Origin of the sequence: Polaribacter glomeratus (assembly GCF_002954665.1) — a bacterium.
GTDB classification, from domain to species: domain Bacteria; phylum Bacteroidota; class Bacteroidia; order Flavobacteriales; family Flavobacteriaceae; genus Polaribacter; species Polaribacter glomeratus.
In genome coordinates this window covers 185305-197210 of the sequence record NZ_MSCM01000001.1, presented here as the reverse complement: position 1 = coordinate 197210, position 11906 = coordinate 185305, and the positions used below count along the sequence as shown (strand labels likewise).

General features: G+C 29.8%; 12 protein-coding genes. 10 read left to right on the top strand and 2 right to left on the bottom strand.

Annotated features, from left to right (window positions below; all coding sequences use genetic code 11):
* Positions 1-19: 19 nt before the first annotated feature.
* A complete protein-coding gene (locus BTO16_RS00830) occupies positions 20-1291 on the bottom strand; it encodes a DUF2851 family protein (protein WP_105019798.1) in 1272 nt (423 codons plus the stop codon).
* A gap of 109 nt (positions 1292-1400) precedes the next feature.
* Between BTO16_RS00830 and BTO16_RS00825 the strand changes: the two genes are divergently transcribed.
* The 10 genes from BTO16_RS00825 (at position 1401) to BTO16_RS17755 (ending at position 10426) form a co-directional block, all read left to right on the top strand.
* Entirely contained in the window at positions 1401-2033 is a 633-nt protein-coding gene (locus tag BTO16_RS00825; RefSeq protein WP_105019797.1) for an NAD(P)H-dependent oxidoreductase, read from the top strand.
* A 99-nt stretch (positions 2034-2132) separates the two neighbouring features.
* Positions 2133-3599: an aminoacyl-histidine dipeptidase gene (locus BTO16_RS00820; RefSeq protein ID WP_105019796.1), complete on the top strand. Its 1467-nt coding sequence runs from the start codon at positions 2133-2135 to the stop codon at positions 3597-3599.
* Between the two features lie 184 nt (positions 3600-3783).
* Positions 3784-4548 carry a ParA family protein gene (locus BTO16_RS00815; protein ID WP_105019795.1) on the top strand — a complete coding sequence of 255 codons (765 nt, stop codon included), beginning with the start codon at positions 3784-3786 and terminating at the stop codon, positions 4546-4548.
* A complete protein-coding gene (locus tag BTO16_RS00810) occupies positions 4549-5433 on the top strand; it encodes a ParB/RepB/Spo0J family partition protein (RefSeq protein WP_105019794.1) in 885 nt (294 codons plus the stop codon).
* Positions 5434-6030 (top strand): DUF5683 domain-containing protein, encoded by a 597-nt coding sequence (locus tag BTO16_RS00805; protein ID WP_105019793.1) that lies wholly within the window; start codon positions 5434-5436, stop codon positions 6028-6030.
* 1 nt (position 6031) lies between these two features.
* Complete coding sequence (gene dapB / locus BTO16_RS00800) at positions 6032-6733, top strand: 4-hydroxy-tetrahydrodipicolinate reductase (protein ID WP_105019792.1); 702 nt, start codon at positions 6032-6034, stop codon at positions 6731-6733.
* 81 nt (positions 6734-6814) lie between these two features.
* Positions 6815-8515: a signal peptidase I gene (lepB, locus tag BTO16_RS00795; protein ID WP_105019791.1), complete on the top strand. Its 1701-nt coding sequence runs from the start codon at positions 6815-6817 to the stop codon at positions 8513-8515.
* A gap of 90 nt (positions 8516-8605) precedes the next feature.
* Positions 8606-9202 (top strand): WbqC family protein, encoded by a 597-nt coding sequence (locus BTO16_RS00790; protein WP_105019790.1) that lies wholly within the window; start codon positions 8606-8608, stop codon positions 9200-9202.
* Positions 9203-9425: 223 nt separating this feature from the next.
* Entirely contained in the window at positions 9426-10001 is a 576-nt protein-coding gene (locus tag BTO16_RS00785; RefSeq protein ID WP_105019789.1) for a Crp/Fnr family transcriptional regulator, read from the top strand.
* 119 nt (positions 10002-10120) lie between these two features.
* Positions 10121-10426, top strand: a complete 306-nt coding sequence (locus BTO16_RS17755) for a DUF6122 family protein (RefSeq protein ID WP_105019788.1) — start codon at positions 10121-10123, stop codon at positions 10424-10426.
* On the opposite strand, the gene BTO16_RS00775 is transcribed toward BTO16_RS17755, so the two are convergent.
* Entirely contained in the window at positions 10417-11904 is a 1488-nt protein-coding gene (locus BTO16_RS00775; RefSeq protein WP_105019787.1) for a lipopolysaccharide biosynthesis protein, read from the bottom strand. The genes BTO16_RS17755 and BTO16_RS00775 overlap by 10 nt on opposite strands.
* Positions 11905-11906 lie beyond the last annotated feature (2 nt).

The window sequence follows — 11906 nt, the reverse complement described above, 5'->3', positions numbered from 1 at the left end:
CAAAGACGAATTTTAACTTTTATTTCCTCAATAAATTATTACCTATTGCACATTGTAAACAACGTTTCTTTGTGCAATAGTTGTTTTTAAGTTCAAGTAAAGCTTGACTTTCCAGAGCGTTTTTCGATTTTATTTTTAGTTTTAAAAACTGATCAATAATACTATTTTTTTCTGATGAAATTTGTTTAATCAGTTCTAAAATAGCTTCTTGATCAACTTCTCCTCTACTTTGTAAATACACAAATTTTAAAGGGACAATTGTATTTATCAACAATAAATCAATAAAAGATTTTGATAGCTTTTTTGCTGATTTTTTAGACTCACTTTCAAACGTATAATGCGTTTTCCAAAATCCTTGAATTTCAAACGAAAACAATTTGTAAACATCTTCTTTTTTAGAAATATTTATCAATTTTGAAAATAAATTTTGATGCGTAAAAAATAATGCCGCTAATTGTGCTATTCGTATCGTTGGAAAGTTTTGAGGGCGCATTCTAAAAAATTGAAAATTATTTTTAGAAATGGCTTGCAAGTTATACTTATGTTTCAAATATTTATATTCGCTTTTTAGCAAAGAAAAATATTCATTTTGAATGTCATCTTCAAAAAAACCTGCTTGTCCAAAAAGTAAAGCGGTTAATTTTTGTTGGTCAAAACGTTCTTTTCTAATCACCATAAAATCAATTGACTTTGCTAATTGTAAAAAAGAGTCTCCATTTACTTTTAATCCGAAGTTTTTAGCTAATAATTGAAATAAAACTGCCTCGAAATCTTGATTTGTATGTGCTAACAATTCTTTTATAAAAACTGATTTTTGCTCTAATCGCTCAAAATATAAACGTTCTAACCAATTATCAATTAGAAAATTAGGCATATTATAAATTTGTTTTCCACAAGGAATCCAATTTTGTTTGGAGTAAATTAAACGATTGTAATTCCCTAATAATTTTTCATCAACAAAATTTTTGATTTCAAAAGTGGGCAAAGGTTGGTTATTTTTCATAAAAATAGTGGCATCATGTTCCCAAACCACATGTAAAATTACAGCATCAAAATTTGGGTCCTCTTCATGATTGTGCAAATACCAATCAGAAGATTTAATGTGCATTTCCACATTTCCTATCCAAAGTTGATCTTCTATTTTTAGTTGGGAATTTAAAAAATCAGGTCCAGAATTATTGTTGTGAATTCCTGATTTTAAAATAACTATTTCTTGGTTCTCTGTTGTATATAAATCATTTTTTAAAAATAGTTTATACTGCCAGATATAGTATAAAAATTCTTCTGTCATGCTTTTTTGTTTAAAGTTACAAAAAAATTTATTTCCTCATAAATTTTACCAATACAAATAGAATTTAAGTTGTAATTATTCATTTATTTTTGCAGTCTAAAATAATAAAATGAATTTAATAGAAAGTTTACAATGGCGATATGCAGTTAAAAAGTTTGACGAACATAAAGCACTTTCAAAAACACAAATACATACTTTAAAAGAAGCTTTTAATTTAACAGCTACTTCATACGGTTTACAGCCTTTAAAATTGGTTATCGTAAAGAATAAAGATATTCAAAAAGAGTTAGTTACACATTCTTGGAAACAGCAGCAGGTATTAGGTGCATCTCATCTTTTAATAATTTGTATTCCTACAAAATATTCATCTGTAGAAGTAGAAAATTACTTTAATTTAGTAAAGAAAATTAGAGAAACTCCAGATACTGTAATCAATCCATTTAAAAAGTTTTTAACTGCAGAAATTGATAAAAAAACACAAGAAGAATTATTGGTTTGGAATAAGAATCAAGCTTATTTAGCTATAGGTAATTTATTAACGGTTTGTGCTGCAGAAAAAATAGATTCTTGTCCGATGGAAGGGTTTGTTCCTGAAAAATATGATGAAATATTAAAGCTAGGTGCTCATAATTTAACTTCAACATTGGTTTTACCTGTTGGTTTTAGAGCTGATGATGATTATATGAAAGACCTTAAAAAGGTTCGTAAAAACATCGAAGATGTAGTTATAGAAATTAATTAAGCAACTACTTAAATTTAAAAAGCCTTCTTTTACGAGAAGGCTTTTTTTTGGGCTTCAAAAATTGTACTTTTACACCACTAATTTTAAGAAAAAATCATCATGAGTCAAGATATAAGAAACCAAGAACCAAAAGCAGTTTGGAGCCATTTCGCAGATTTAAATGCAGTTCCGCGTCCTTCAAAAAAAGAAGAAATAGTTATCCAATTTATGGTTGATTTTGGCAAAAAACTACATCTTGAAACTTTTGTTGATAAAGTTGGCAATGTAATCATCAAAAAGCACGCAACTGCCGGAATGGAAGACCGAAAAACAATTGTAATGCAAGGTCATTTAGATATGGTGCATCAAAAAAATTCTGATACCGATTTTGATTTTGATAAAGAAGGAATTAAAATGTTTGTTGATGGTGATTGGATTAAAGCACAAGGCACAACTTTAGGAGCAGATAATGGTTTAGGAGTTGCTGCAATTATGGCAGTTTTATCATCCACAGAAATTGCACACCCAACAATTGAGGCTTTATTTACAATTGATGAAGAAACAGGTATGACTGGCGCAATGGGTTTAGAAGGTGGCGTTTTAGAAGGCGAAATCTTACTAAATTTAGACACCGAAGAAGATGATGAAATAGGAATAGGCTGTGCTGGTGGCGTTGATGTTACTGCAACTAGAACGTATTTAGAAGATGAAACACCAGAAAATTCAACTGCTTTTTTAATAACTGTTAAGGGTTTGAATGGCGGGCATTCTGGAATGGATATTATTAAAGGTTTAGGAAATGCCAACAAAATTATGAACCGTATTTTATTTGACGGTTTTGCTAATTTTGGATTACGAATTGCGGATATAAATGGAGGTAGTTTGCGTAATGCAATTCCTAGAGAAAGTGTTGCAACGGTTGTTATAGACACAATTTCTAAAGAACCATTCCTTTTTGAAACAAACGAACTTATTAACAATATAAAAGAAGAGTTTTTAACACTAGAAGCTAACTTAACTATTGAAATTCAGGAAGTTATATCACCAAAAAAAGTAATGGATTTGGGTGTTCAAGAAGGATTTACAAAAGCAATTTACGCTGCTCTAAATGGCGTTTATAGAATGAGTCCAGATGTTGAAGGCTTAGTTGAAACATCAAATAATATTGCAAGAATTATTGTAAAAGATGGCGCTATTAAAGTGGGTTGTTTAACACGATCCTCATCAGAAACTAATAAATGGGATTTAGCAAACTCTCTACGCGCTTGTTTTGAATTGGCTGGTTTTGATGTTGAATTTTCAGGAACATATCCTGGTTGGTTGCCTAATATGAATTCTGAAATCTTAAAAATTGTTGCTACTATTTATAGCGATTTATTTAAAGAAGATGCAAGAGTTGCAGCATGTCACGCAGGATTAGAATGCGGAATTTTAGGACAAAATTACCCAAAAATAGATATGATTTCCTTTGGACCAACGATTAGAGGAGCACATTCTCCAGACGAAAGAGCACAAATTTCATCAACCCAAAAATTCTGGAAATTATTGCTTGAAATTCTAAAAAACATCCCAAAAAAGAATGCTTAAACAATACCTAAAACCTAGATATAGAGCACAAAGTTTTATAGTATAAAATTGTTTAAAAACTTTAACAGCACTAAGTTACTTTACTTATTTTCAGAATTTTATAAAATTATATTTTTGTTAACATCTTTCACTTTATTAAAAGATAATAAATTGTAATTTTACTCCTTATAAATATCATTTTTTAATGGGGAAAATAATTGCGATTGCAAATCAAAAAGGTGGTGTAGGTAAAACTACAACAAGTATAAATTTAGCAGCTTCTTTAGGTGTTTTAGAAAAGAAAGTGCTTTTAATAGATGCTGATCCTCAGGCAAATGCGTCATCTGGTTTAGGTATAGATGTTGATGGAGTAGAAATTGGAACGTATCAAGTTTTAGAACATACGGCTTCTGCAAAAGATGTTATTGTAAAAACAACCTCGCCTAATGTAGATTTAATTCCGGCTCATATAGATTTAGTTGCTATAGAAATAGAATTGGTAGACAAGCAGGATAGAGAATATATGCTTAGAAAAGCATTGGTAGATATTAAAGATGAATACGATTATATTTTAATTGATTGTGCACCATCATTAGGTTTAATAACATTAAACTCTTTGGTTGCAGCAGATTCTGTAATTATACCTATTCAATGCGAGTATTTTGCCTTAGAAGGTCTAGGAAAATTATTAAATACGATAAAAAGTATTCAAAGAATTCATAATGCAGACTTAGATATTGAAGGTTTGTTGTTAACGATGTTCGATTCGCGTTTGCGTTTATCAAATCAAGTGGTTGACGAAGTTAGAAAACATTTTTCTAGCATGGTTTTTGACACAATTATTAGAAGAAATACACGTTTAGGAGAAGCACCAAGTTATGGTGAAAGCATTATTGCTTACGACGCAACCAGTAAAGGTGCTGTAAACTACCTAAATTTAGCACAAGAAATTATAAAAAAGCATAAGTAAATGGCAAAAGCAACCAAGAAACAAGCTTTAGGAAGAGGATTATCTGCTTTATTACAAGAGTCATCAAATATTAATTCTGCATCAGATAAAAATGCTGATAAAGTTGTAGGTAGTATTATTGAGATTGAATTAAGTTCAATTGATATGAACCCTTTTCAACCAAGAACTTATTTTGATGAAGAGTCTTTGCGCGAATTAGCAAGTTCTATTAAAGAACTAGGTGTAATTCAGCCAATTACAGTAAGAAAATTAGAAGGAAATAAATTTCAATTAGTTTCTGGTGAGCGTCGTTTTAGAGCATCAAAATTAATAGGAAGCACAACAATACCGGCGTATATTAGGCTTGCCAACGACCAAGAAATGCTAGAAATGGCTTTGGTTGAAAACATACAACGTAAAAACTTAGATCCTATTGAAGTGGCACTTTCTTACCAACGTTTAATTGATGAAATTAAGTTAACACAAGAAGATTTAAGCATACGCGTTGGTAAAAAACGTTCTACAGTTACTAATTACTTGCGCTTATTAAAATTAGATCCAATTTTACAAACTGGTATGCGCGATGGTTTTATTTCTATGGGTCATGGACGTGCAATGATAAATGTTGATAATACAGAAGATCAATTAGCAATTTACGAAAAGATTTTACGAGAAAAATTATCTGTTAGACAAACAGAAGATTTAGTAAAAAACTTAAAATCTGGCGCAATTGCAAAACCCAAAAAGAAAATTACACCTGCATACATAAAAGATAGTTTAAAAGATATTGGCGATTACTTTGGCAATAAAATAGATATTAGTGTTGGTGCTAATGGTAAAGGGAAAATATCAATTCCTTTTAATTCCGAAGAAGATTTCAACCGAATAAAAAACTTATTAAAATAAGTGTTTTTAAATAAAAACATATTAATTATTACGCTCGCAATTTATTCTGCGAGTCTTTTTGGGCAAAAAGATTCTACAGACATAACAGTTAAAGACCTTACTATTAAAGGAGATATAAATATTGCTCAAGGAGTTTACGATCCTTTATCGCCTTCTAAAGCTGCATTTTATTCAGCAATTTTTCCAGGAATGGGTCAAGTATATAATAAAAAATACTGGAAAGCGCCTATAGTTTGGGCGGCTTTAGCTGTACCTACTTATTATTATCAAATAAATAATAGCGATTATAAACGTTATAGAACCGCTTACAAATTAAGAAAAAATGGCTTGCAAGACGAGTTTACTTCGGATGCTGGAATATCTTCTGTTTCTATACAAACCTTAGAAACTGCACAAAAGCAATTAAGAGAAAATAGAGATATGTCTTTATTATCTGGCGTTATTATTTACATATTGCAAATTGTTGAAGCAAGCGTAAATGCTCATTTACTTCAATTTAATACAGATGATAATATTTCTTTTAAACCAGCACTAATCATGAATCCAATTAGATATGAAGCTCCTTCTGTTGGATTGGTAATAAAATATAATTTTTAAAATGAAAATTGCACTTTTAGGATACGGAAGAATGGGGAAAGAGATTGAAAAAATTGCAATCTCTAGAGGTCATGAAATAGTAATTAGAAAAGATGTTGATGATGATATTGAGATTTCTTTAGCAGATGTTGCTATCGATTTTAGCGTTCCTACTTCTGCTTTTAAAAACATTTCTAATTGTTTAAACAACAATGTTCCTGTAATTTCTGGAACTACAGGTTGGCTAGATAACTATAAAGAAGCTGTTGCTTTGTGTACAGAAAAAAAAGGTGCTTTTATTTATGCATCCAACTTTAGTTTAGGTGTAAATATCTTTTTTGAATTGAACAAACAACTAGCTAAAATGATGCAAACTATAGAAGGTTATACTATTTCTATGGAAGAAATTCATCATACCTTAAAATTAGATGCGCCAAGCGGAACAGCAATTACTCTAGCAGAGGGAATTATAGAAAATTCGTCTAAAAATAATTGGGAATTAGCAGAAAAAACATCCGAAGAAAATATCGCAATTGTGGCAAAAAGGATTCCAGATGTACCAGGCACACATACTGTTTGGTATGCGTCTGAAGTTGATACTATAGAAATTAAACATACAGCTCACAGCAGAAAAGGATTTGCCCTAGGCGCTGTTATTGCTGCAGAATGGATTGTAAATAAAACAGGTGTTTTTTCGATGAAAGATGTGTTAAACATCCGTTAAATACTGTAACATTTTTTCCTGTTTTACGCCCTATAGAACAGTAAAGACAAATCCTTTTAAAGGATTTTAAAAAATATCATTATGACATATACTCAATGGTTTATCTTTTTTTTAGCAGTTCAAGTACTGCATTTTTTGGGAACTTGGAAACTCTATGTAAAAGCTGGTAGAAAAGCTTGGGAAGCTGCGATACCCATTTACAACGGAATTGTTTTAATGAAAATTATAAACAGACCAAAATGGTGGATTATCCTTTTATTTATTCCGATTGTAAACCTATTAATGTTTCCTGTTATTTGGATAGAAACTATTAGAACTTTTGGCTTTTACAAAAAACTAGATTCCCTTTTGGCAATTGTAACTTTAGGTTTGTATATTTTTTATATCAATTATGCAACAGATGCAGCCTACCATGCAGACAGAAGTACAAAACCACGTTCTGAACTTGGCGAATGGGTTAGTTCTATTGCTTTTGCAATTATTGCTGCAACATTAGTACACACCTATTTTATGCAACCATTTACAATACCAACATCGTCTTTAGAAAAATCTTTACTAGTTGGTGATTACTTGTTTGTAAGCAAATTTCATTACGGCGCAAGAGTGCCATCTACAGTAATTGCTGCGCCAATGGTGCATGATTCTTTGCCTTTTACAGGCACAGCTTCGTATCTTAAAAAACCTCAATTGCCTTATACACGTTTGCCTGGTTTGCAAAAAATTAAAAACAACGATATTGTTTGTTTTAATTGGCCTGCAGATTCTTTAGCAACCATGTGGGGCGATTATTCTGGTAAATTCACGTATAAACCTGTTGATAAAAAAACAAATTACGTAAAACGTTGTGTTGGTATTGCTGGCGATTCTCTTGAAATGAGAAATGGCCATTTTTATATTAATGGTAAAAAGAACGTTTTACCTTACAGAGCTAAATTGCAGTTTTATTATACTTTTGAATGTAAAGAACCAATTGATCAAAGCACCTATCCAAAGTTTTTATTAAGCAAAGAAAGAACAGGAGTTTATAAAATTTTATCTGAATATTGGAACAATGACAAAGTTCAAGAAGCTATAAAGCAGAACGGGAGCTTGTCTAAAATTGGTGAAGACTCTTTATATACAGAAGTTGCAGGTGGCGTAAACCCGCAATTTGCACAACGATTAAAAATGATTAATGTTGATACTAAAATCAATATTAATTTAACCGATGAAGAAGTTGTATTATTAGAAAAATATCCACTTACTGTTTCTGTTAAAAAAATAAATCACGCGCCCGATAATGCTATTTTTCCGCATGTAGAAAAATTAAAATGGAGTCAAGATAATTTTGGACCAATTTATATTCCTAAAAAAGGAGCTACTGTAAAATTAGATGCAGAATCTCTTCCTTTTTACAAGCAAATAATTAAAAATTACGAATACAACGATTTGGTTGCCAACGGCGATGATATTTTTATCAACGGCAAAAAAGTAGATTCATACACTTTTAAACAAGATTATTTTTATTTGATAGGAGATAATAGACACAACTCTTTAGACGCTCGTTATTGGGGTTATGTGCCTTTTGATCATGTTTTAGGGAAACCAGTAATGATTTGGTTTAGTTGGGATGCAAATGCGCCTAGTTTTACTGCTAAGTTAAAATCTATAAGATGGAATAGAATGTTTACAACTGTTGGCGGAGATGGAGAACCTGTTTCTTACAGATATTTCGTTTTAGCAATTATTGCTCTTTATATTGGCTGGAGTTTTTACAAAGGAAAAAAGAAGGTTAAAAAATAGTCTTCAATAACCGTTTTCAGTAGCAGTTAACAATAGTGTTTAGCGGTTAGGTACTGAAAACGGTGATTGTTGACTCAATACTCATAAAAAATGTCATTATTTATACCCACTTTCTTCTCTCCTATTGCTCAATATTCAGAGATTGTAAAAGCAGGTGAAATTGTTTTTGAAATGGACGATAATTTTCAGAAACAAAGCTACAGAAATCGTTGCTACATATATAATAGTAATGGTAAACAACTACTTACTGTTCCTGTAAAACATCTATCAAAAGATAACAGAAAAAAAACTAAAGATGCATTGGTTGAAAACGATTTTCCTTGGCAAGACCAACATTTTAAATCTTTACAAATAGCTTATAGAACTTCGCCTTTTTTTGAGTTTTTTGTAGATGACATTGCGCCTATTTTTGAAAAAAAATATACTTACTTACAAGATTTAAATATAGATACTTTTTTATTTTTAACAGATGCACTGCAGATAGAAACTAGCTTTTCTAAAACTGATGAGTACTTGGTTGAAACAACAGAAAAAGACTTTAGATTCTTAGCCGAAATAAAACAACAACCTAAAAAATTAGTGGATAATTACATACAAATGTTTGATGACAGACATGGTTTTATACCTAATTTGTCAATTTTAGACCTTTTATTTATGGAAGGACCTAATGCGATTAGTTACCTGTAATAATTTCTATTCAGTTAAATCCTTACACAAAAAAGTATTTTAAAGTTATTACTTGTTTTAAAAAATAATATTAAGTGATTTTTTTTAACCTTTTTTGTTTTACAACGGAATACTTTATCAGTTGTATAAAATTATTTTTTTGGTGCTTATTTTTTTTATTGAAAGCTAACAATTTGCTATTCAAAGTTTTTTTTATTATTTTTAAGAAAATTCTCCCTAAATAATGATAATACTAGAATGCTTCATTAATAATTTTCATCCCTTATCAGAACAATCCTATCAAAAAGTCCTTTCGCTCGCTAAACTATTAAAATTTTCTAATAAAGATATTTTAACAAAATATGGTGAAACACCCAAAAATCTCTTTATTCTTAAAAGGGGTGTTGTTAGATCTTATTATACAGATAATAATGGCAAAGAATACATCCGCAGTTTATTTACAACTTTTAGCGCCAGCGGTTCTTTAGGAGCTCTAATAACAAATAAACCATCTGAACTTACCTATGATTGTTTAACGGATTGTGAATTGTATGCTATAAATTATAAAGAATTAAAAAAGCTTGCACTACAAGATAAAGATGTATCCTACATGTATGCAAATGCATTAGAAAGTATCTTTCTTATATTTGAGTCGCGACTCTACGATTTATCCGTTTTAAATGCGACAGAAAGGTATTTAAAGCTTAAAACACAAATACCAGAAATAGAAAATATTATTCCACAGTATCATATTGCTTCGTATTTAAATATTTCTGCAGTACAACTAAGTAGAATTAGAAAAGAAATTTATTCTAAATAAAATTTCTTAACATATGTAAATTTTTAACATTGCAATAAGCGTTAATTTTACTTCAAGAATTTACCCCCATAAATTCAAATTTCCATAAAAAAGGTTTATCTTAGGATAAGCCTTTTTTTATGTCCAAATTTATAGTCCATTATTCACTCCACTTTATCATTCCGTTTTTAATAGCGTATGTCTTTTTTAGAAAAAACTGGAAAACTGTTTATCTAATTTTTATATGCTCTATGTTAGTCGATTTAGATCATTTACTAGCCAATCCTATTTTTCAAAAAAATAGATGTAGTATTAATTTTCATCCGCTTCATTCTTATGTTGCAATAGGCATTTATTTTGCGGGTATTTTATTTAAAAAAACAAGAATACTAGCTTTTGCATTATTGTTTCATATGCTTACAGATTTTATAGATTGCTATTTATAAAACTGATTAAAAAGCTTTGTTATCTCTGTAGAAATATTAAGTTTAATAATTAAAAACAAGTAGATTAAAGTAATTAAAATACTTTTTAAAATGATATTTATAATTGGATGAATTGGCAAATCGTATAAATAAATATTACTTACAGAAAAATCCCAAAAGGTAAATACTAAATACAAAATAGCAATTACTAAAATCATGGTAAATGACTTATCTGTAAAAGGTGTCATTGAGAACTTTCTTTTCACAAAAAATATTTTGCCTGTATTTGCTGCAAATATTACAATTAAAGTAGCTAGTGCCAAACCGTCTGTGCCCATGTCTAACTCATAATAGAAGAGTTTATTTAAGAAATACACAGAAACGGCCATAATTAAACTATACGGCAATGTAATTTTATAGTATTTAGAATTATTAATAATTGCACCGTTATTACCTAAAAAACCATTGTACATTTTAAGTAATGAAATCATAAAAACAACCCAAGCACCACCAGCATATTGAACAGGAAGTAAGCTAAATAACTCATTTATATTTGCATTTATAATCACGAAGAAAAAACCACTAATAATCAATAAATTAATAGAGCTTTTCTTATACAAGGATGCAACTTCTGTGTGATTTTCTTCATTTAAAGTTTTAGAAGTTAACGGTTGTAAAATATTTAACATCGCTCTGCTTGGCGCTTCTATAAAAGACCCAATAAAAACTGCAACCGCATAATAAGCAGCTGTTTCTAATGATTCTTTACCCGGAATCATAAATTTATCGATGTCTAATATAATTGCTCCAGCACTGCCTGCCATAATAATGTATATCGAAAAACGTAAGACTTCTTTAAAATTATTTGGTCTTTGAAAAGTAAATTTTGGTAAATACAATTTAAACGCATAGAACATCATTAATAACATTCTTAAAAAATACGAAGCCGTTAAATAGTATATAAATTCGGCTTTTGTAATCCATTCTAAATAGACAGCAAACAGCAGAATCATTACCGCAACTCTGTTGTATAATTCCTTTAAAATATTACCAAAAACGGTTTGAAAATGCACTTTTGCCCAAGCGTAAAAGACTTCGAAATACGCACAGGTAAAAGCAACTAAATAAATTACAAATGTGTAATCTTTTATTATTGGATTTTTCTCTGATATATAACTGCTTATTTGTTCGTAAAAGAGGTCTCCAAAAAAACCTATCGGAATTGCAATTAATAAAGGCAAAAACAAAACCGACGATAAAAATTTATCTTTATCTATTTTGGTGAAGTAACTTGAGAAAAATTTTACAATTGTATGATGAATTCCTAGTGCAATTAAAGGCATTAATAAATTAGAGGTTGCTAACAAAAAGGTAACCAAACCATAATATTCGTCTTCTAAAAAACGAGTGTATAAAACCAAGGTATTGATACCGCCAACTGCAAAACCTAAATAAATAAAAAGGGTATTTTTAAAAGATTGTTTTAATACAATTCCCATTT